Source organism: Sphingobacterium sp. JB170 (assembly GCF_900163865.1).
Lineage (GTDB): Bacteria > Bacteroidota > Bacteroidia > Sphingobacteriales > Sphingobacteriaceae > Sphingobacterium.
The window spans coordinates 155581-177962 of the sequence record NZ_FUKU01000030.1 but is presented as its reverse complement, the minus strand read 5'-3'; the positions used below and the strand labels follow the sequence as shown (position 1 = coordinate 177962).

General features: G+C 41.8%; 11 protein-coding genes. 3 read left to right on the top strand and 8 right to left on the bottom strand.

Features of this window, described 5'->3' with window-relative positions; all coding sequences use genetic code 11:
• Positions 1-112 precede the first annotated feature (112 nt).
• Positions 113-2437: a BamA/TamA family outer membrane protein gene (locus FM107_RS09845; RefSeq protein ID WP_086948332.1), complete on the bottom strand. Its 2325-nt coding sequence runs from the start codon at positions 2435-2437 to the stop codon at positions 113-115.
• Positions 2412-7652 carry a translocation/assembly module TamB domain-containing protein gene (locus FM107_RS09840; RefSeq protein WP_256959456.1) on the bottom strand — a complete coding sequence of 1747 codons (5241 nt, stop codon included), beginning with the start codon at positions 7650-7652 and terminating at the stop codon, positions 2412-2414. The genes FM107_RS09845 and FM107_RS09840 overlap by 26 nt, the downstream gene beginning before the upstream one ends.
• A 594-nt stretch (positions 7653-8246) precedes the next feature.
• Between FM107_RS09840 and FM107_RS09835 the strand changes: the two genes are divergently transcribed.
• Positions 8247-8669, top strand: coding sequence for a Dabb family protein (locus tag FM107_RS09835; protein ID WP_086948330.1), 423 nt, complete (start codon positions 8247-8249; stop codon positions 8667-8669).
• 1106 nt (positions 8670-9775) lie between these two features.
• Here the strand turns inward: FM107_RS09835 and FM107_RS09830 are convergent.
• The 3 genes from FM107_RS09830 to FM107_RS09820 all read right to left on the bottom strand — a co-directional run bounded on the left by FM107_RS09830 (position 9776) and on the right by FM107_RS09820 (position 13154).
• A complete protein-coding gene (locus tag FM107_RS09830; RefSeq protein ID WP_086948329.1) occupies positions 9776-9964 on the bottom strand; it encodes a YqaE/Pmp3 family membrane protein in 189 nt (62 codons plus the stop codon).
• A gap of 43 nt (positions 9965-10007) precedes the next feature.
• The gene (locus tag FM107_RS09825) at positions 10008-10271 is read right to left on the bottom strand and encodes a DUF4342 domain-containing protein (RefSeq protein ID WP_086948328.1); all 264 of its coding nucleotides are present in this window, start codon (positions 10269-10271) and stop codon (positions 10008-10010) included.
• A 267-nt stretch (positions 10272-10538) separates the two neighbouring features.
• Positions 10539-13154, bottom strand: coding sequence for a valine--tRNA ligase (locus FM107_RS09820; protein WP_086948395.1), 2616 nt, complete (start codon positions 13152-13154; stop codon positions 10539-10541).
• A 167-nt stretch (positions 13155-13321) separates the two neighbouring features.
• Here FM107_RS09820 and FM107_RS09815 point away from each other — a divergent pair, with 167 nt between their 5' ends.
• Both FM107_RS09815 and FM107_RS09810 read left to right on the top strand, forming a co-directional pair.
• Positions 13322-15196 (top strand): LTA synthase family protein, encoded by a 1875-nt coding sequence (locus FM107_RS09815; RefSeq protein ID WP_086948327.1) that lies wholly within the window; start codon positions 13322-13324, stop codon positions 15194-15196.
• A 1-nt stretch (position 15197) separates the two neighbouring features.
• The gene (locus tag FM107_RS09810; protein WP_086948326.1) at positions 15198-17132 is read left to right on the top strand and encodes an LTA synthase family protein; all 1935 of its coding nucleotides are present in this window, start codon (positions 15198-15200) and stop codon (positions 17130-17132) included.
• A gap of 69 nt (positions 17133-17201) precedes the next feature.
• Here the strand turns inward: FM107_RS09810 and FM107_RS09805 are convergent, their stop codons facing one another.
• From FM107_RS09805 to FM107_RS09795, 3 genes are all read right to left on the bottom strand, one after another.
• On the bottom strand, positions 17202-18221 hold the full coding sequence (locus tag FM107_RS09805) for a hypothetical protein (RefSeq protein ID WP_086948325.1): 1020 nt from the start codon (positions 18219-18221) through the stop codon (positions 17202-17204).
• A gap of 70 nt (positions 18222-18291) precedes the next feature.
• Complete coding sequence (gene odhB, locus FM107_RS09800; RefSeq protein WP_086948324.1) at positions 18292-19524, bottom strand: 2-oxoglutarate dehydrogenase complex dihydrolipoyllysine-residue succinyltransferase; 1233 nt, start codon at positions 19522-19524, stop codon at positions 18292-18294.
• 48 nt (positions 19525-19572) lie between these two features.
• The gene (locus tag FM107_RS09795) at positions 19573-22299 is read right to left on the bottom strand and encodes a 2-oxoglutarate dehydrogenase E1 component (RefSeq protein WP_086948323.1); all 2727 of its coding nucleotides are present in this window, start codon (positions 22297-22299) and stop codon (positions 19573-19575) included.
• Positions 22300-22382 lie beyond the last annotated feature (83 nt).

Genomic DNA, 22382 nt, shown 5'->3' with positions numbered 1-22382 from the left:
TTTGTTGTTAAGAACTGAAGTATGCCTAAATTTACTAAAAAATAGCCTTAATAACTAGGGGTTTACCCGAATTCCCCAAAAATAGTTTCCTTTCCCGAAGGGGATAGATCATCTAGAATGGATAACCAATAGCAAGGTTAAACACGAGGTTGTCTCCTCGCCATTTAGAATCCCTAATATCAATATATTTGAAGACCCATCGATCTCCTTCTGGGCGGTAAGGTACCCGCAGTGGAGTCGCCATATCAACGCGGACAATAAGGAAATCTAAGTCCACGCGTAGACCTAAACCAGCACCGACCGCGAGTTCTTTATAGAAGTCTTTGGACAGCGAGCCACCTGGTTTGTTGGGATCGCTTCGTTGAAGCCAAATATTACCCGCGTCAATGAACGCTGCCCAGTGAAACATACCTGTAATTTGGGACCGATACTCCGTGTTGATTTCCAATTTAAAATCGCCGGTTTGATCAGCAAAGAAGTTATCCCGGCCAAGGTTTTCCGGAATAGCGGATCCTGGACCAACCGCGCGCGCTCTAAACGAACGAAGCCCATTAGGACCTCCTGAATAGAACTGTTTTAGATAGGGGAGTGAAATAGAATTCCCATATGAGTGACTAGCTCCGAACATAATCCGAGAAGCGAGACTTGAATTTGAGGACAGTTTCAGGTAGTGGCGAATGTCCAGTTCAGCCTTTACAAACTGTGCATATTCTGTTCCAAAAAGCTTCTTTCTACTGCCTTCCGCATAGTTCGCTCCTTGGATAAGCCCGAGTACATTTCCTGAGGTGTTCAGTCCGGCCTTCACAAAAAAGGTGTTTTTGCGATCTTGTTCTGCGGCATTGGTGAAGGTATAGTTATAATTGGGCCCAAATGAAAATTGTGGGTCAACAATATGGCGCAAGGTCGGTACGGTATCCATCTGCGCACGATATTCGTCGGAAATATTCCGCGGTTGCACGTATATGATTTCTGCTACAGCTAAGTCGTGTTGTTTTTGATCGTTCTCCTTCCAGTTATAGCCGTAGTTCAATGTTAGGGAGTTTAGTGTATAGGCCTGACGTCGGTTCAGAAATTCATAGCCTATTTTCGCGTAGGTTTTCGGAATAAATCGCCGAGATGGCGCCCATTTATAAGGCGAGAGTAACCGCGGCCAAACCACGCCCACTTCTGCACCGTAGCGGATGTACGCTGAATTTAAATTCACATTTCCACCTGTTTGTGTTTCATAGCCTCCAAATACGGTCGCCGTTAACGTTTCGAAACCTTTAAATGCATTTCGAAGCGTCCAGTTGACGTTTGCTTCGGTACCGTTATACACCGATGCGGTTTTTGCGAGGACCTCAAAACGGATCGATTTGCGTTGCATTGGTGTTAAATAATAATAAACGTCCATCGTGTTGCTCGAGTCTTTGCGGTCAACAAAGTTGTTTTTAACAAACTTAAATGCGTCTAAGTTGACTAAGTGGCTAATGGTCATGTTGTGATCATGCCGGTTGTATATTTCTCCTCGTTCAAAGAAAATATGGTTCGCCAGTACTTTCTTGCGGTATGTATTGTTTTTATCGATGATAAAATAATCTTGAAAACGTTTCATGCGTGCAGGGTTTGTCCGACGGAATCCCTGCTCTGTTTGGGTGTAGTTGGGGTAAATGAATATGTCGCCAATGCGCTGTGGCTCACGTGCTTGTTCGGGTGTTTCGGGTTTTACTGTCACATACATGTCCACTTTATTGGTTCCTACCGTGCTATCAACCTCCACCAACAGGTTGTCTGGCGAAAAGTAATAATAGCCATTGTTTTTTAAATCATTATCGATTCGGTCACGTTCATCAAGAATTACGTCGAGATTATAGTTGCTTCCTTTTTTAAGTAAGGAATTGTCTTTGAATCTAAGAATATCTTTACCAAGTTGTTTATTCGAGTCTACTTCGAATTTTAAATTCGCAATTCGATATATACTACCTGGGAACGCTTGATAGTTTACTTCTGCACGTTTACCATCAATGATGGTGTCAGAGATAACGTATGCATTGAAGAAACCTAGGTTTTCCATTCGATTTCGGAGGATGTTTTCATTGTACTCACGATTAACCTCGCTCAAAATGACTGGTTTTTCTCCTTGCTTTTTCAACCAGTTGTCGAACCATCCTGTGCTACTGTCAGGGCCGCCCCCCATATTGTATAAACCCAATTTAATAGGCATTCCTAGGAACCTTTTATTTCGTTTGGGGGTTAACAACGATGCTAGGTGTTCTTCAAAACGTTCTTTATTTTCTTTACTGATGGAGTCTTTTTCAATCGATACATTTCCTCCCATGTAAAGTTTTTGGTCCTCGGTAAGGTGTTTCGTAGGGTTACATGCTACCGCGAATAAAAGAACAAAGCCTATAAGAAACGTGCTATTATTTCGCTTATAATTCATCCTTACTCCTTTCATCTTCCGATTCTATCTTTTTTGGTTCAATACTTTTGTCTTTGGAGTCCTTATTCCCATTTTCTTTTTCCGTCTCGTCCTCGTTGTCCGGAATTTCCTCTTCTTTCGGTACGATTGCTTGTGTGGAATCCACTTGTCCTCGGCTGCTGCTATCGTTATTTTTTTTCAACTCTTCGCGTTCCCTTTGACGCTGCTCCCAACGTTTTCGGAACGATGGGCTGTTCTGTAGCAAACTATCGCGTATCACAATCCGAACACTATCGCGGTAAGTGGAATCGACGTTCATACGATCTATATCAAATCTTCTTTGGAATCCACGACTATCGACATCGTAATATTGTTCGAGTGCTTTGGAATTCATGAACAGCTCCTTGAATTTATCATAGCTCATGTTGATAATAAAACCAATTCCCGTTTCTACGAACTGCCCTTGTAGAGTCGCTTGGTATTGATTCTTTCTATAAACGCGGGCGAAGTACCTGCCATCCTTGGAAAGTTGATATTCCAAGGAGATATCACTTGCTATATTTGCCGCATTTTCACCTGGACGGCTGTTTCCCTCCACTTCAAAGTTTGATCCGATCGTTACTTTTAAGCGGTCATCGAATAGCATTTTTGAAATGCCGACATTAAGGTCGGTCCGCGTTTCGGCGCTACCGGTCAAATAATCTTCTTCGGATTGTAAGTTGAAATCCAGTTCTACGCCTTGAATCAAGTTCGAGGCCATGCTATTGAGTTGGTTCGTCAGGAAGGAACTTACCGTACTACGAGCAAATCCTTCGGCTCCACCACCGGCAAGACTTTCAAACGGGTTGGACGACATAAATCGACCTAAAGTCAATAAAGAAAATACCTGTTTATTTAGCTCTGCTTGATCGCCTCGGATGTTCGCAAGTGCAATATTTACTTTGCTTACAACATCTTGCGAGACAATAGCGTTGTTCTCATCTAAATCAATATCAAAATTAATCATTGGTTTGAAAAGCTCTCCTGTTAGTATAAGCTTCACATCAAAAGGTACGCGCTGTTTATACAGGTTTTGACTTTCCGATCCAATTTGTGACTGAACGAGCTCTAATGTAGAGAATCGATTGGAGTAAATAGCTGTGATACCCAAACGGGCATCAAGGGGATCCCCATTCCAGGTGATTGTGCTTCCTTTTTGGAACGTAAATTTTTTCGAAATCGGGCCTAACGAAAAGGTGTAGTCGCCACGTTCTACGGTGTAAGTACCTGACATCGTAATTTTGTCGCTGGCATCGATCGTCGCGTTTAACTCTGCAATCCCTTGAATATTCAATGCATCTTGTGTGCCTTCGTCAAGTATAACTTTGAATTTGGCGTCGCGATCTGTTGTCAGGTTCAATGCGATGTCGTAGCCGGATAGTTGTGTTGCTGTTGTTAAAGAGTCAAGACGTGCAAATGCATTCGTTCGGGCGGTGTCGCTACGGTCAACAAACTGTACAACGCCATCCCTTTGTGCAATCCCGGGATCATCATTAGGCACAATAAGTACGAAGTCTGTTTTGTCGTTGGCTTTTATGCTTCCATCGATGCGTGGATGGTCGAGATTTCCAGTTATCCGTATGTTGGAGGTGATGTACAATTGCCCGAAAAATAAATCGTTGTCTTCGCGGGTTGAATTTACAGCCGCAAAATCGTCTGTACTTAGCGTTAGATTAAAGTCGAAATCTGTATAGGATTGCGTGCGAACACTGCCGTTGAGCTTTGCCGTATTCCCTTTGAGATCTTTAATCTCGAACTTGCGGAACTGGATGCCTTGATTATTAAAATGAATCACTTGCTTGTTAAGCATCATGTCGGCATTTAGCATTGCAACATTTATTTTAGCATCCTCAAACGTTAAGTCTCCGTTTATACGGGGCTGATCGAGCGTTCCCGTAATCGTTAAATTACCCTTTAAGTCCCCAGCGGATTTCTCCAAGTACCCCAAACTGAATGCTTGGATGGTTGTCATTTTCATGGGGTTCAATGATAACGTAGCATTTAAGGTCGCCGGCCCATTTGGAGGGCTATTAAAGTCACCCAATAGATGAACATCGTTGCCATTTTCCACGATCTTCACGTCGGCGGCAAACGTGTTTTCGCGTACATTGTCTACTTTGATAAGGACATTTCCAACGGTATCGGTACCAAAATAGAATTTTTCGATATTTACATCCGAAACAAAAACAGGGCTACTTTCCATACGCGATATAGTTGCTGTTCCATTAATACCTCCACCAACGTTAAGCATTTCGGATTTTAAAATTTCTGTTAGCGTCTCTATACGGAAATTCGTGAATGTGAGGTCCAAAGGTGCGTTCAATGTCGAGTCGGCCGACTGCAATAATAGTTCTTGACCATCTTTCGACAATCGGAAATTTTGTGCGCTAATACCATTTGTACCAAAACTCAGCGCGTTATCCGATGGGATCTGCCAATTTTCGTAGTTAAGCATTAACCCATCCTCATTCAGTTTCAGCATATAGTCGTTCTCGTCCACCGACATATTCGCACCAAGATGGTATTGTTCTTTGTCGTCTTCATCTTTTATCCAGAGACCAAAATCGAGATTGTTTTCTTTCGCGCTACCGCTGAGAACAGTATTACTGAGCTCGAGGTTACTTACGTTTATTTTCTCGATGAGCGCCGAGTAATACAGCGTGCTATCTGCGGTGGTAATATCGACACCAATATTTTCAATGCGCATTCCGTCGTAGAGAATCTTCGGAGCGATGAGCTTTGCCATGAAGCTTTTACTCTCGGAGTCAAATGTGCCATCTAGTGTTACGTTCTGTAGCTCTTCGAGTTCGGGGAGAAATTCACGAATAAAAGGCGAATTGCGTAGGGTGGCACTAAACTCAAAGTTCTGTGCCTGGTAGTTTATTTCCTCGGGCGGTGGTGTCCCCTCGGGATTGTAATACATATGTATAATGTCTTGTACCGATGAGCTAAGTTCGGTTAGCCTATATTTACCGACCATATGCGCGCTTAAGAATCCCGATTCCAGAATGAGCGAGTTTCTAGTGCTGTCTGCGGTTGCGAATATAGCAACGCTATCTAAGGAGAAGCGGTCGTTATTGTAAGCAATCGAAGAGTTTGAAATAAGCAGGGAACCGTTCAGAAAATCAAGGTCAGCGGTCTCGAGCTCTGCTACAATTTTACCTTGGTAACGGAAGTTATCCTCAATGATGTTAAGATTCTTAAGATTGAGTGTGTCCACGTTTAATGTCGCATAAAGTTTCGGATATTTTTCGCGCATGTCGGCGTGGAAATCCATGTTCAGTTGTACGTTAGGATCCGGGCTGTTGAGGTTACCTTCAATGTCGCCCTGATTTGCTGAAACCGCTAGTTTTATATCGTGGTAGTCGTAACCCATCGCTTGTAGCTGGTTAAGCTCTCCCTCGATATTAGCAACCATGGTTTCGGGATTCAGACCACGCCCTTGCACTTTTGCATTAGCCGAGACGTACCCAAGTAGCGAATCTTGGCTTAATAAACTACCTATGTTAAAATCATTTATCGATACATATGCATCGTACGTCGTGTCCTGCGCCATAGCCAATTTCCCGTTAAATGTTGCATTTCCTTGTTCGGTTATTAGGCTCATATTAGCGTCAAAGCCGGCAAGCCCTCCCTTGAAGGTTCCAGAAAGGCTTATCGCGTTTGGCAACTGTATGCTGTCGGGCAGCATGGATTTGGCGATAAGGTGATCGAGATCGCTACGGCCGGTCGTAAACTTTTTGAGGTTCAAGTCAATGTTTAATTTCTCCGTATCAGGTAACCCTTTAATTATTGCACTAGCTAAAATATGTGTCTTATTGAGCGTTTTAAATTCTATTTTCGGAATATTGAGGTTATCCATAGTGCCCGCCACACGCCCATCAATGAAAAAAGATCGTGAAAGCAACGGCTTCATGACTTCCATGGTATCTAAATCTGGAACAAAATAAAGAATGTCGGACATATCCAAGGTGGATTTATTGATCCTCGCTTCAATGTTGACGCTATTGGGATTGTCATTGAAAGCATCTAAGGAGGGGTAGGTTACCTTAATATGATCCCTGATTGTTGTTTTTGGGGTTTGGGCCAATAGGTTTTGAAGTTCAAGCCCGCGGTCGCCGTAAACAAAATCTCCTCGTAGCTCTTTTATCAAGAATCCAGAATGATCATTCATCGTTAACGTTTTTAGGGAGCCGGAAATCGAATCGGATGAATAGTAAAGATCATTTAGATCACCAGTGAAGTCAGTGATGCCTATATTAAAATAATCAAAGCCTTTCATTCGCGCTTGATTATCATCTTTGAATGCTACTTTTGTTTTATTGACGGCTAGGCGGTCTGCTGAAACTTTCCAGTTTATCGGGGAGCTTTCTTCTTGCGGATCTGTGGATGTCGGTTTGCTCGCTAGTTTCCCGAGTAAGATATCGGAATCTGATCCATCTAGCGTAACCTGCCCAAAACGAACGACCTCTTTATTTAAATCGATTTCTTTTACATCGGCATTCAGCGCATCAATTTTAAAAGTGGTGCTTATTGCAGCGGGCTCATTTGCATATTGAACAAATATATTAGCCAAGTTCAATTCGTCGATAGCAATACCAGGCATCAATGAAGAAGTCTCTAGGGTAGAATCTCGGAGACCGAGGTCCGCCACCGAAGGACCTTCGCCTTGAGCGGCTACTTGCCACTGCTTAATGATTACCTGAAGGCCATCAAGGTTAATTTTTGGCATAGCAAAGGCCATGTTGTCTGTCAGATCAAATCTCTCCAGCTTGGTGTCAAAATGGTCAATCTTCAAATCGGCGCTGGTACCAATAACTTCATCGTTATATACAAAATGGATGCGGTTGAAAATAACATCATCGATGTCAAAGATCAATGCAGCGCTTGAATCTGTAGAAGGTGTACTTTCGTCCTTCGTGGCAAACGCTTGGACGATATAATCAAAATTAAAGGCGCTGTCTGGTAAAGTTCGGTTTATTTTTGCGGTAATTCCTTCAAGGGTAAACTCATCGATCTGTACGGTGTTATTTATCAGCTTTAACATATTGATGTCTACGATAAGTTTCTCACCCGCGATTAATGTATCTTTGGATTGATCCTCAAAATAGACGTCATTCAGTTCCAATTTTTTTGGAAAGGTGATGTTCACATATCCAATGTCCACTGGTGTGCCGAGCTTGTTCTCAAGATATGTAGTTACTTTTCCCACTACATAGTTTTGCACGCTAGGTAAACGAATTAGAAAAATCAGTAATAAAAGAAGGGCTATAACACTACCTATAACCCAAAGTATGGTTTTTAAAGCTATTCGTCCGAATCGATTCAAAGTGTTTCGTTATAAATTTTCGTTATTCAATCAATAAAATTATACCATAACAACGCCTTAGCCGCGCAATTGTTTAACAAAACGCGATTTAATATCCATGTTACAATGCTTAACAAAGATAATATTCGCAAGGTATAAAAAGCGAAATTCGTGACAAATCTAAAGTACAATCTTTCAAGCCGGTTAATTTCCTAGTTTATTACTTTAATATGCTGTTCCTAGTTATAGAGTAATGACGGTTGCGAAAGTGGCATTTCAAGATTGTTGAATGATCCTGGCGAAATTGTTCTTTTGGGAAACTTACCGGACGACTGTTTTGTGTTTGAATGAAAAGAGAACCGGCCGTGAAAATATCGATATGGAAACTCGGCCGGAGGGAAGTAACTTCCCGTAAATGAGTGTATTTTGAAATTATGCAACCGATTGTTTTTGGCTTTAGGATTTTAATATTTATATTTGATTTAATCAAACTAAGTCATGGAAAGAAGAAGTTTTTTACAAAGTGCAGCGACACTAGGTGTATCTGCAGCTTTAACAGGATCATGTAGCTCGGCGGCTAGCGGACAAGCGGCCGATGTGGAATTTGATTCTGGCAGAATATTGCACACTGTTTATTTTTGGTTAAAAGAAGGGATAACCGAGCAAGAAGAACAAGATTTCTTGGAATTCTTTGCAGCACTTCAGAAAATTCCGGGAATTTTGGCGTTCCACATTGGAAAACCTGCGCCGACCACTGATAGAGAAGTTGTTGACAATTCATTTCAGTATAGCATATTCGTCTTATTTAATTCGATCGAGGAGATTAATGTCTACGAAAAGCATCCAGATCACCTTGCTGCGGCAGAAAAATATAGTAAATATTGGACGAAAGTTGCAGTGCGCGATACGCAATTCGTATAGCACCTATTTTCTTTCTTAATGCCATTTTTATAACCAAATCCCCTAAAGCTGGGGATTTGGAATATTTCGTAAAGAAGCTGCATTTTGCACGAAGTGTATGTTATTGCAGTTTTCAACTGCGAAAATAGACGCACTTCATGGTTAACAATTTTCTGCGCGGCCCGCCGATGCAGGAAATTTAATACTATATTTTAGCGCGATTTTGAGATATTACCATCAACAGATTGGCGATAAGGCAGCATTCCTGTTTGTTCGTCCAAGGACCAGATAGAAACATGGTTAGCGGAAAATGTATTAGTCACGGAACAGCTGTTGTCCTTTAACTTTAGAATGGCATACTCTACGTTTCGCTGCCTTGCTGCCTTTTTATCCACTGCTGCGGGATTTGTGACGCTGCGGGTAGCGAGAAATAGAATATCTACTTTTTCAAATGCTTTTATTTCAGCGTACGTGTCGACTGGAATATCCAGCCTCCCATTCTTATTGTATAGGCATGTTTGTTCTCGGTCTCCCGTGCTCGTTCTATTCTCGTGATTGGTAATTAGATATCCAGATTTTGATTGGGTTATTTCCTAAAATATGGACGGCAGAATTTCCGTTCCTTTCCGGCTGACCAGGCCATATCCAGGCCTTGAAGTTTCTGATATTTTACAAAATATAAATCAAACATAACCTGTTCCTTGGCACGGTACACTCCGGCGTAGTTCGCTTGCAGGAAAGGGGTATCTGAAGGGGCTATGGGCTCGCCGTTACCTCGGGGGGCATGTGCGCCGCATTTACCTATTCAATTTCTATTTGTGCAATTGTAATCCACATGTTTTATGTGTTTTTTTAAAAAATTTAAAACAGGCCCGGTTTATTTTTATTTTAAGCATTGTAGATGATTATCTAATTGATGTTCAGTGCATAAAATCGATGTCAGCTTCCTGGTTCCCGAATAAATGGAATACGATGTAGATATATGGAATTATTTGAAAACGAAAACCCTAGATTTCTGGGGGATTCCGCGGCCTAAGGACGAACATTGTCTTTATATTATGCCTCGTGAACGTATTTTACGGCGGCGATTGGTGAGATGTGAAAATGTCCGTTGAGATTTCGCGATGCTAAAGACTACGTTCTAAACGCCGTATCCGCGTTTTGTTTTTGCCATCTACCCGGGAGGCTACCGCCCAGATGGCTGCCGGAAGCCAGCCAAGTATTGTAATTTGTAAAATAAGACATAGAATTCCAGATAGTATTTTCCCTCGCAGGAAAAAGGAGAGCCATGGAAGTAGTACGGCGATTAATAACATATTATTGTTTGTTTTTAGTTTTTTTGGTGCTTGTTAAATGATATTATTCCTCTATTCTATCGAGCTTATCAATTTGGCGCTCGAAGATAATATCAATATCGAAGATTAATATGATTATTACGCCTGCGATAACGATAAAGGGCAATATACAGGTAATAATCAGGGCAACTATTAAAGGAAGACTCATATATTGCTCCCCCGACTTCTTAGCAATCTTGACATTTGTTTTCTTGATTTTTGTGAACGTACTGTTGATTAGCTGAGTGATGCTCTCGAAGCTGAAATTAAATGTTGAACTATTTTTCATGATCTATTATTTTTGTTTTGATTCATCAAATATAGAATGAAAACGACCTGTAGGCTAATGTAAATAGGTGAATTAAGAAAACTCCTCGGTTAAAGGCCATGTTGTTTCGGTGAATACTCCCCGTGGGATACCTTGTTAAAATTTCCCTGCCAGCGTTCCGTGGGTTTAATGATGAGCATGAGATTTGCCTGCTCGGGGGATTATACAAAAAAGAACCCCGAGTATGCGTGAGCAACTCGGGGTTCTTTGATGAATGCTCTGGACAGACTAATGCAAGGAAGATAGGCTTTCTTCTAAGATTTTTATCTTTGCCTCGGCGTCTGCCTTTTTATTTTTTTCGTTTTCTACAATTTCAGGCTTCGCATTTTGTACAAACCGTTCGTTGGATAATTTTTTTTCCACCCCGTTCAAAAATCCTTTAAGGTATTTTATCTCTTTGTTGATCCTTTCTTTTTCTGCCTCCACATCAATGTTATTCTCTAGGGAAACAAAACATTCTGTTTTACCAGCTAAGAAACTTACAGCGCCCGCGACTTTGTCATTTACGAGTGTGAATTCCGCTATATTAGCAAGTTTTACAATACTTTGTTCATATTTGCTGAAGTCAATTGAGGTGGTGTTGATTGCTAACGGCAAGGCAACTTTCGGTGAAATTCCCTTTGCGTTACGTATACTGCGTACCTCGGAGATAATTTGTTGAACGATTTCAAACTCTTTAATGATCTCTTCCTGGAAGGGCTGCACGGTAGGGTAGGAGGCAACAATAATGCAATTTTTTTCGTCCGAGCGTTCAAAAATCTCATCATGCCATAGCTCTTCGGTCAAGAACGGCATAAAGGGATGTGCTAGCGTTAGGATTTTTTCGAAGAATGATTTCGCAGTTTCTAATGTCTCCTGTTCGATAGGAGACTGGTAGGCTGGTTTTATTAGTTCTAAGTACCAAGCACAGAAATCGTCCCAGATGAGTTTGTATGTTGTCATCAATGCATCGGACAATCGATAGTTTGTGAAATGTTCGTCGATTTCTTTTACCGCTTCATTAAATCTGTTGTCGAACCAGGTCGCAGTTATTTTTTGCGCAGCTGTGGCAGGCGCTGGTACAACTTCCCATCCTTTTACTAGACGGAATGCATTCCAAATTTTATTCGCAAAGTTTCGGCCTTGCTCACAATAGGAGACGTCAAACATCAGGTCATTACCCGCAGGCGACGATAAAAGCATACCTACACGTACTCCGTCTGTACCGTACTGCTCCATAAGTTGAATAGGGTCCGGAGAGTTACCTAACGATTTAGACATTTTACGACCCAATTTATCCCGTACGATGCCGGTAAGGTATACATTTTTAAAAGGAGGTAACTGGGTGTAATCGTGTCCCATGATGATCATCCTCGCGATCCAGAAAAAGAGGATTTCTGGGGCAGTAACCAAGTCATTTGTCGGGTAATAATATTTGAATTCTGCATTTTCTGGATTTCGTACGCCATCAAATACGGACATAGGCCACAAACCCGAAGAAAACCAGGTGTCTAACACGTCATCCTCTTGGCGTAAACCGTCTGTAGACTTTCCTTGATTTTGAAACTCGGTAATTGCTTCTTGCTGTGTTTTGGCCACAACCCATTCGTTGGCCGCGTTGTACCATGCCGGGATACGATGGCCCCACCAAAGTTGGCGAGAGATACACCAATCCTTGACGTTTTCCATCCAATGTTTGTATGAAGCATAGAATTTATCTGGAATTAATTTAATTGTACCGTCCTTAACGTAATTAAGTGCCGGTTTTGCCAGTTTTTCCATTTTACAGAACCATTGCATAGAAAGTTTAGGTTCTATGGCCGCATCGGTACGTTCGGAAAAACCTACTTGTGATTTGTAGTCTTCGATTTTCTCGATTTGTCCAACGTCTTCCAGCAGTTTAGCCACTTTCTTGCGCGCTATAAAGCGGTCCTCACCAACAAGAATTTCTGCTTTCTCGTTGAGAGTACCGTCGTCATTTAATATGTCGATGATCGGTAGGTTATGCTTTTGACCTAACTCGTAGTCATTTAGATCGTGTGCTGGTGTTACTTTTAAGCATCCCGTACCGAATTCCATTTCGACATACGAATCTTCAATAATAGGAATTTCGCGATTAATCAGCGGGACGATAACGGTTTTACCTTTAAGATTTTGATAACGCGCATCTTCGGGGTGGATACAAATTGCGGCATCAGCCATGATCGTCTCCGGGCGTGTTGTCGCGATAATGATGAACCGATCACTATCTTTGACTTGGTAGCGTACGTAATAAAGTTTTTGGTTAACTTCTTTGCGAATGACCTCTTCGTCGGAAAGTGCAGTCTTCCCCTGCGGATCCCAGTTAACCATGCGTACGCCGCGATAAATATAACCTTCATTATAGAAACGGATAAAGGTGTCTATAACGGATTCAGAAAGATCCGGGTCTAAGGTAAACTTGGTCCGTTCCCAGTCGCACGATGCGCCGAGTTTTTCCAATTGTTTTAGAATAATGTCACCATACTTTTCTTTCCAAATCCACGCATGCTCTAAAAATTTGTCGCGTGTTAAGGACTTTTTATCGATACCTTGTTCTTTAAGCATAGTCACAACCTTCGTTTCGGTCGCAATAGATGCATGATCGGTCCCGGGTACCCAACACGCATTCTTGCCCTGCATACGTGCCCTACGAATCAAGACATCTTGTATGGTGTTATTCAGCATATGCCCCATGTGCAATACCCCGGTAACGTTTGGTGGAGGCATTACAATCGTGTAAGGTTCCCTATGATCGGGAGTGGAACGAAAAAAACCATTGTCTTTCCAATAGGAATACCACTTTGCTTCTGCTTCTTTCGGATCGTATGTTTTAGCTATACTCATTTTGATAAAAAGTTCAAACGCAAAAATAGGCATTTGCTTAGATTTATAGGAAGAATCTATGCAATAAAATGTTGATGAAATGGCGAGGTCTATGATACTTATTATTAAATAAACGTATTTTTACCATGAATTTTAGGTAAACAGTTTATTAAGATTATAGTAAATCGATGAAAGACAAATCTGCTTGGTGGGGGAATTTGGGATTCTTTAGTGTTGTATTCGGCTATTGGATTATATTATCTCTGATCGATCGGGTGGTTTTCGCTGGGGGTACGTGGCAGCAAATTGAGAACCCTACCGAACTTCTTTATGCTTTTTTATACGGTTTAAAGATGGATTTTTCTATTGCAGCATACCTTTCAGCGCTCCCTTTCTTTTTTTTTATCGTACAGCAAAGCTGGATTAAAAAACCTGTTTCCTCCTGGCTGTTGCGCGGATACGTGATGGTTATTACCTTTCTATTTTCCGCCATTACGGTTGGAAATGTATTCTTGTATGAAGCCTGGGGTGAAAAGCTCAGTAAAAGAGCCATATCTTTAGGTTGGAGTGCGCTTCGCGGAGTGTCCAATTCCATTGATCTAACGATGGTGGGATCAGCTATTTTAGTTTTGGTTTTCTACTTTTTTATCGCGCATTATTTTTACCATCTTTTCGTTGTGCCGATGGCCAAATTTCGTAGGCAGCAATTGTCAACCTCGATTTTTACGTTTATTGTTGGTATCGGATTACTTTTTACTTTCATTCGTGGTGGTTATGGGCGTGCCGTACTTAATCCGAGTTCCGTCTATTTCTCTGAAGATAATACGATAAATCACGTTGCGGTAAATACTTACTGGACATTCTTAAAAGATCTTACGAAAAACACAAAGCAAAGCCCATACAAATTTTTTACGAAGGAAAAAGCCTGTAAGCTTACCTCGACTGTGGTGACTTACGACAGCCATAGTGTTGACACGGTGCTCAACATCTCCAAACCAAATATTATTTTGGTACTATTGGAAGGGATGGTAGCACAGGTATTTGAAGACCTTGGTGGGGAAACTGACGTCACTCCGAAGATGAAAAAGCTAATGGATGAGGGTATTTCTTTCCGCTCGGCATATGCTGCTGCCGATCGGTCCGATAAAGGAATAATCGCGACATTTAGCGGATTCCCGGCACAGGGGCCTGAAAGCATTATTAAATATATTCCCAAACATGAGAAACTTCATTCTATCACGCAATTGTACGATTCTTTGGGGTACGCCCTATCGTTCTACCATGGCGGGCAGAGTGAATTTTACAACGTAAAATCTTTCATGTATACCCATGGCGTGAATAGAATAGTCGATATGATGAACTTTCCCGTCAATACCAAGCGTAATTCTTGGGGCGTATATGATCATGTGGTCGCTGCGCGCATGTTAGCGGATCTGAGCAAGGACAAACAGCCATTTTTTAGCATTTTCTACACTCTTGTCAATCACGAACCGTTTGATCTTTCCCCTAGTTACCAATTTGGGAACGAAACCAAAGCGAACGCATATAGGAGTACGGCATACTATACGGATTCGATGCTCTATTCTTTTATCGAACAGGCGAAAAAGCAATCGTGGTATGAAAATACAATAGTTGTGGTTACTTCCGACCATGGGCATTTTTACCCGCAAGAGAAATATGGACTAGACAATCCGAATCGGTACCATATTCCGCTTTTTGTTTTTGGTGGAGCGTTGAAGGAGGACTATCGCGGTAAAAAGATCGACGCTATCGTTAGTCAACTAGACATTGCAAGTACGCTAGCGGCTTTTGTTGGGAATGATGGACGAGCATATCCTTACTCACAAAACCTATTTGCTAGAAAACGCAAGCATATGGCATTCTTCAATTCGAACAGTACCTTCGGAGTAATTTCATCCTCCGGAGCAGTGAGCTACGACGTGCAAGGGAAGGCGGCCGGTTATAGTACGTTTAGTACAAGAGAGGCTCATGAGCGCGACAGCCTACTACAATATGCCCAAGGTTATTACCAAAAGGTCTATGATGATTTTTTAAAATATTAGAATGAGACAGTTTCTTCCTCGAAGTATTGTTAATACATTTTTTATACCTTTTACGCAATTTACTTTACTCTTGGTGCTCTATGCGCTGATGCGATTGGGATTTTATTTTTATAATTACAACCTGTTCCCGCAGGTTGAAACCTCGGACCTGTTGTTCATGATGTGGGGAGGGATGTTGTTTGATATTGTCGCTTTACTTTACCTCAATATTTTGTTTATCCTCATGCAAAGTATTCCATGGAGGTTAAAATACCACTTCAGCTATCAAAAAATTACGCGAAGCTTATTTGTGGTGACAAATAGTATTGGTGTCGCTGCAAATTTAATTGATTTTGCCTATTACCCGTTTACCCTAAAGCGCACCACCGGGACGCTTTTCGCACAGTTTTCCAATGAGGAGAATATGGGGCGCTTGATAGTTGATTTTTTAATCGATTATTGGGGCTTAGTGCTTGTTTTTGTATTGCTTGTGCTGCTTATATCGAAGATCGCTCGCATCGCCGTTCCCGTGCGGCCTAAAGATAATGGGTGGAAATTCTATGGGGCGCAATCTATCCTGCTACTGGCCGTCGCGTTTTTGTTTATTGGCGGTGTTCGTGGTGGCTGGGCACACAGCACCAGACCGATCACGCTGAGCAATGCAGGTGACTTTGTCAAAGCACCCGAGGAAATGAATATTGTATTAAATACCCCTTTTAGTATTTTAAAAACGCTCAAGGCCGTCGCTTTGAAGCAGGTGTATTTTTTTTCTGAGCAAGAACTGGATCGGATTTACCCGGTCATTCACCAGCCTTCGGGTGAGGAGAAGTTTCGGAAGTTGAATGTGGTATTCTTAATTTTAGAAAGCTTCGCTCGAGAACATATTGGCGCCCTAAACAAAGACATACAGGGGGGGCAATATCGTGGGTATACCCCGTTTTTAGACTCCTTGATACAAGAATCCTACTCTTTTAATAGAGCATATGCGAATGGCCGTAAGTCGATTGATGCTTTACCTTCAATTATTTCTGGAATCCCCTCGGTTGGCGAACCTTTTGTTCTTTCGGTATATTCGGGAAATAAAACAACAAGTATTGCCGAGTTGCTAGGCGCCGAAGGCTATCAAACTGCTTTTTTCCATGGCGCACCCAACGGTAGTATGGGTTTTTCTGCCTATGCAAAACTCGCCGGTATAAAGCATTATTACGGTAAATCAGAATACAACAACGATAAGGATTTCGATGGCATGTGGGGGATTTGGGATGAACCTTTTCTTCAATTTATGGCCGGTAAGCTCGATACGTTTCAGCAGCCTTTTTTCGCTTCCTTTTTCTCGCTGAGTTCACATCATCCTTTTAAAGTTCCAGCAGCTTACGAGGGGGAATTTCCGAAAGGACCATTGCCCGTTCAAGAACCTGTCGGCTATACGGACAATGCATTACGACAATTTTTTCAACGTGCTAAACATGCGGACTGGTATGCTAATACGTTGTTTGTAATTTGTGCTGATCACGCTACAGTTAGCTACCTTCCGGAGTATAACACCGCCGCGAACGCCTTTGCTATTCCAATCATTTTTTACCGCCCCGGTGGGAAGTTGAAAGGATACTCCGATAAACTCGTGCAACAGATCGATATTTTGCCAACAGTGTTGCAGTATATCGGATATGACAAACCTTACTTTTCATTTGGGTTTAATGCTTTTTCGCCCCGAAAAGATAATTTCTTGGTCAATAACATCGGTGGGATGTACAACTTTTTCAAAGGTGATTATTTTATGAGCCACAATGGTAAACACCCGGTTTCTTTATTCAACCTCCGGGAAGACCGTTACGAAAAAAACAACTTAGTAACCAAGCTACCCAGTGTTAGCGATAGTTTGGATATGCAATTAAAAGCATTTATTCAACAGTATAACGATCGTATGATTCGCAATGATCTAGTTGCACCCGACTAAAAACGCTTGGTATGAGTAGCACGGTAGTTGAGGTGCAGGGTAACGGATCGAACGTTGGTTATTATGGCATTACTGTTTTTGGCGCCATAGGGTAGAACCAAATCGATACCGTAAAGTAAACGATTGCTGATTGCTGACCTGCTGGGAATCGAAATGAAAAGCAGCTGTAAATTTGCCCTCGAGCGCTCCCTTTTTTAACGGCATCCATCCGAGCTCTAACCGGTCGTATCGGTCGCGATGATAGAACGAATCACCCATTGGGAGATTTTGAGGATCACCTAAGTAAAAGGTGTTTTTTATAAAGAATCGTTTATATCCAAGGTGAATATTGGAAAGAAAACCACTCGATGTTCGCAGTTCATACTCTGTCCGTACACGGTCAAAACCTAGGGCAAAGCCCGCATCGATCGTCAAGGAATCTAGGAAAGTCATAGCGCTTAGGTCTACACCAGCGCGCAATAAGACTATGCCGTTGTCTTGGATATGTTCTTCGATACTGTCATTACTTGAGAGGGCATTGTGGTATAATAAGGCGTCATCGGCGATATAGAAACGCCCAAATTTGTACTTTCCTGAAAGTCCGACGATGAAGCGTTCGCGATAATCGTTACTTTGCTTACTCAACCAGTCAATGTATAGCGTTTGCTGGATATTTTCATTTCGGTAGGAGAAGTACATACCTTCCAGATTTGGCCGTTCATAGAGTAGCGTATCGGACAGCACCATCAAAGGAACGTTTCTTAGACGATCGTGGCGAGGCATATGCCCCAAAGCAAAATCGAAGTTTTTGTCTTTATAGTTGTAGTACGCTACTGGAGAAACATCCGATCCATTCTGTGCATGCTTGCCGAAATCCTGTTTATATTGTATTCCACCATATATTCTACTCGTATTGTCTATTGCGAAATAAAGCTGCGGGGTCAAGATGGTTCCGAAATACGTTTTGTCTTCGGTATAGGTGGACTTGAACTCTCTGTTATCGGCATAACCGAACAGGTCGATTTCTAGACCAATCCGTTGCGCCGTCGCTACATTGCCAATCAGGATCAGCAGGGCAGAGATAAAAGCTGAAATTCTTACGCTTGTCATTGATTAAAAGTCAAAATTGAAAAGGTCGTCCTTAATAGACGACCTTTTATTTAATATATAGTTGGTATAATTAAACTTCTAGTAGAAGTCTCGCTGGATCTTCTAGTAGTTGTTTTAAACGTACCAAAAAGCTTACGGACTCACGACCGTCAATGATACGGTGGTCATACGATAGCGCGATATACATCATTGGGCGAATCACCACTTGCCCATTTTCAGCAACAGGACGCTGTATGATGTTGTGCATTCCAAGAATCGCTGATTGTGGAGCATTGATGATTGGCGTAGACATCATTGAACCAAATACACCACCATTGGTGATCGTAAAGGTACCACCTGTCATTTCATCGATTGTTAATTTGTTGTCGCGTGCTTTTGTCGCAAGTACTATAATCTCTTTCTCAATTTGGTGTAGGCTCATTGATTCCGCATTGCGGATTACAGGTACAACGAGTCCTTTAGGAGCAGAGACTGCAATTGAAATATCACAGAAATCGGAATACACAAGCTCATTTTCTTCTAAGCGCGCGTTCACGGCTGGCCATTCTTTCAATGCGGTAGTAACCGCTTTGGTGAAAAAGGACATGAACCCAAGACCTACACCATGTTTTTCTTTGAATGTTTCTTTATACTTCGATCGTAGATCCATGATAGGCTGCATGTTTACTTCATTAAAAGTAGTTAACATGGCGGTATCATTTTTTACGCTCACCAGACGTTTAGCGATGGTTTTACGTAGGGAAGTCATTTTTTCGCGACGCTCGTTACGCGAACCAGCTACAGGAGCAACTCCAGGCGTCGCAGCGGTCGCAGGTTTGCTTGCAGGAGTAGCGGGCTTAGATTGTGCTTTTTCGGCATCCTCTTTGGTGATACGACCATCTTTACCCGTTCCTTTGATCGTCGAGGCATCGATACCTTTTTCTCTTAAAATTTTGGCGGCAGCGGGCGAGGCCGTGCCAGCAGCATAGGAATCCGGACTTTCAGTATCCTTCACAGGTTCTGAATCGTTAGTTTCCGTTTTTCCCGTAGGAGCTTCTTCCGTCATCTGGCCACCAGCAGCAGGAGCATCCCCTTCTTCGATGGTACAAACAACTGCGCCGATTTCTAAAGTGTCACCTTCTTGGGCAATAATTTTAAGGATCCCAGCTTTTTCTGCGGGAAGCTCAAATGTAGCCTTGTCCGATTCCAATTCAGCGATATTTTCGTCCATTTCAACGTAATCGCCATCTTGTTTTAACCATTCTGCTAAGGTTACCTCTGTGATCGATTCACCTACTGCCGGTACTTTAATTTCTAAGCTCATATTTTTGTCTTCTGTTATATCAACAACAAGTTAATAGGATGATATGTTTTAAATTTCAAATGCTTTAATGATAATTTCTGCTTGTTGCGCCTGGTGTTGTTTCATATATCCGGTTGCAGGAGAGCCACTTTCTGGGCGAGCAATTACGCTCAAGTTGAGGCTCGATCCATGGAATTTACGGAAGTAAAATGGCCAAGCACCCATATTCTCATTTTCCTCTTGCACCCATTTAAATTCGGCTTTTGCATATTTCTTTTGCAATGCTTCTATTTGTTTGTGCGCTATAGGGAACAACTGCTCCACCCGTATCAGTGCAACATCATTACGTTTATCGGATTCTTGTTTGTCAAGAAGATCATAATATATTTTACCCGAGCAAAGTACAACGCGTTTTACTGATTTTGCCGTTACATTTTGATCATCGATAATTTCTTGGAAGTTGTTCTCAGTAAAATCTTTGATGGGTGATACCGCTTTTGGATGCCGCAATAAGCTTTTTGGTGTGGCAACAACAAGCGGTTTTCTAAAATCACGGTGTAATTGACGGCGCAATAAATGAAAGTAGTTGGCCGGCGTCGTACAGTTAGCAACGATCATATTATTATTAGCACACATTTCTAGGTAACGCTCTATGCGGCAGGAAGAATGTTCTGGGCCTTGACCTTCCATTCCGTGGGGAAGAAGTAGCACGAGACCATTTGAGCGTTTCCATTTGGTCTCTCCAGCAGAAATATATTGATCGAAGACGATCTGTGCGCCGTTAGCGAAGTCTCCAAACTGTGCTTCCCAAATCGTAAGTGAATTTGGGTTCACCGAAGAATAACCGTATTCAAATGCCAATACTGCATATTCAGATAACAGCGAGTTGTAGATATTGAATCGATCGCCGCCTTTAAGTTTAGCCAGTGGAGTATAAGTTTCATCAGAATCTTCCAATGTTACAACTGCATGGCGGTGTGAGAATGTTCCACGCTGTACGTCCTGTCCGGAAATACGCACACGATACTCTTCATTCAATAAGGTGGCATAAGCCATTAATTCGCCCATCGCCCAATCATATTTGTCAGTGTCGATCATTTTTAATCGGTCGTCAAATACTTTGGTTATTTTGCGGAAGAATTTTTTGTCCTTAGGCAGTGCGTTTAATTCTGTTGCAAGCGATACGAATAGGTCCTTCGATACTTTTGTAGTTATTTTAGCTTCAATATCTGTCGTTTTTGCGGGACGAAGACCCTTCCAGGCACCAGCAAACATAGGACGTTCTTCACTGATTTTCTCGACTTTTTTTGCTTCGTCTAGTCGCTCTTGCAATGCGCCACGAAAATCCTTTTCTAATAATTTCGCAAAATCGATATCGATACTTCCTTCGTCGACGAGTTTTTTGACGTAGATCGCAAGCGTGTTCGGATGTTTTTCAATTAGCTTGTATAGTGATGGTTGCGTGAATTTAGGCTCATCAGCCTCATTATGTCCGAAACGTCTATAGCCTAATAAATCGATAAATACATCGGTTTTGTATTTTTGACGATATTCTACAGCAATGTTAATAGCGTAGACTAAGGCCTCCACATCATCTCCATTTACGTGAAATACGGGAGATAAGGTTACTTTAGCGATGTCCGTACAATAAGTAGATGATCTCGCGTCTTTATAGTTTGTGGTAAAACCTACTTGGTTGTTGATAACGATGTGAATTGTACCGCCGGATTTGTAACCGTCAAGTTTAGACATTTGGATCGTCTCGTAGACGATACCTTGTGCTGCTATTGCGGCATCACCGTGAATTAAGATTGGTGCTATTCGGGAGGAATCTCCACTGTATTTTAGGTCAATTTTCGAACGAACCATACCTTCAGCAACACCATCAACTGTTTCTAAGTGTGAAGGATTTGGCGCAAGGCTTAGGTGGATGTTTTTGCCTGCTTGGCTGGTGATGTCTGAAGAGAACCCTAAATGATATTTTACGTCACCACCAAATTGGATTTCGGGATCTGTTTCATACATTTTACCTTCAAACTCCGAGAAGATCGTTTTATACGCTTTTCCCATGATGTTTGTAAGTACATTTAAACGTCCCCGGTGTGCCATACCGATAACGAATTCCTCGATACCTAATATTGATCCTTGTTGAATAACTGAATCCAGCGCTGGGATTAAAGATTCAGCTCCTTCCAATGAGAAGCGTTTTTGTCCCAAAAACTTAGTGCCCAGAAAGCTCTCAAAGATTACGGCCTCATTAAGTTTTTTTAATATACGCTTTTTATTGTCTAAGGTGAAGTTTGGGCTGTTGCGATCCGCTTCAATTTTATCTTGTAAAAATTTGATTTTTTCCGGATTACGGATGTAACGAAATTCTGCACCAATCGAGCGGCAATAGGTGTCCTCAATGAACTGGCGAATATCACGCAGTTTCGCTGGGCCTATCCCGATTTCTACACCAGCGTTAAATACGGTGTCAAGATCTGATTCGGAAAGTCCAAATGTCTCTAATTCTTTGCCAGGGAAGTATTTTCTACGTTCGCGAACCGGGTTAGTTTCGGTAAATAGGTGGCCTCGGTCGCGGTACCCATGGATCATATTCAGCACGTTTATCTCTTTGATCGCTTGTTCTGAGCTTTCTGGAGCAGTGCCTCCATCACTAGTTTGTCCAAATTCAAAACCTTCAAAAAACTTTTGCCAGCTTACGTCTACGGCGTTTGGGTCTTCCTTGTATGCTTGATATAACGAGTCGATGTATCCTGAATCAGCGTTACTCAAATATGTTAATTTATCCATGAGGAAATTTTACTTATAAGAATTTTGGTCAAAGTTAGTAATTATAAAATATTTTGTCACCTTTAAAATCAACAAAATGTGTT

Bases quoted from the DNA above. Each gene is read 5' to 3' on its own strand.
- FM107_RS09835 (WP_086948330.1), top strand. From the start codon at position 8,247: ATGGAAAGAAGAAGTTTTTTACAAAGTGCAGCGACACTAGGTGTATCT.
- odhB (WP_086948324.1), bottom strand. From the start codon at position 19,524: ATGAGCTTAGAAATTAAAGTACCGGCAGTAGGTGAATCGATCACAGAG.
- FM107_RS09825 (WP_086948328.1), bottom strand. From the start codon at position 10,271: ATGAAAAATAGTTCAACATTTAATTTCAGCTTCGAGAGCATCACTCAG.
- FM107_RS09815 (WP_086948327.1), top strand. From the start codon at position 13,322: ATGAAAGACAAATCTGCTTGGTGGGGGAATTTGGGATTCTTTAGTGTT.
- FM107_RS09820 (WP_086948395.1), bottom strand. From the start codon at position 13,154: ATGAGTATAGCTAAAACATACGATCCGAAAGAAGCAGAAGCAAAGTGG.
- FM107_RS09810 (WP_086948326.1), top strand. From the start codon at position 15,198: ATGAGACAGTTTCTTCCTCGAAGTATTGTTAATACATTTTTTATACCT.
- FM107_RS09795 (WP_086948323.1), bottom strand. From the start codon at position 22,299: ATGGATAAATTAACATATTTGAGTAACGCTGATTCAGGATACATCGAC.
- FM107_RS09830 (WP_086948329.1), bottom strand. From the start codon at position 9,964: ATGTTATTAATCGCCGTACTACTTCCATGGCTCTCCTTTTTCCTGCGA.
- FM107_RS09805 (WP_086948325.1), bottom strand. From the start codon at position 18,221: ATGACAAGCGTAAGAATTTCAGCTTTTATCTCTGCCCTGCTGATCCTG.
- FM107_RS09845 (WP_086948332.1), bottom strand. From the start codon at position 2,437: ATGAAAGGAGTAAGGATGAATTATAAGCGAAATAATAGCACGTTTCTT.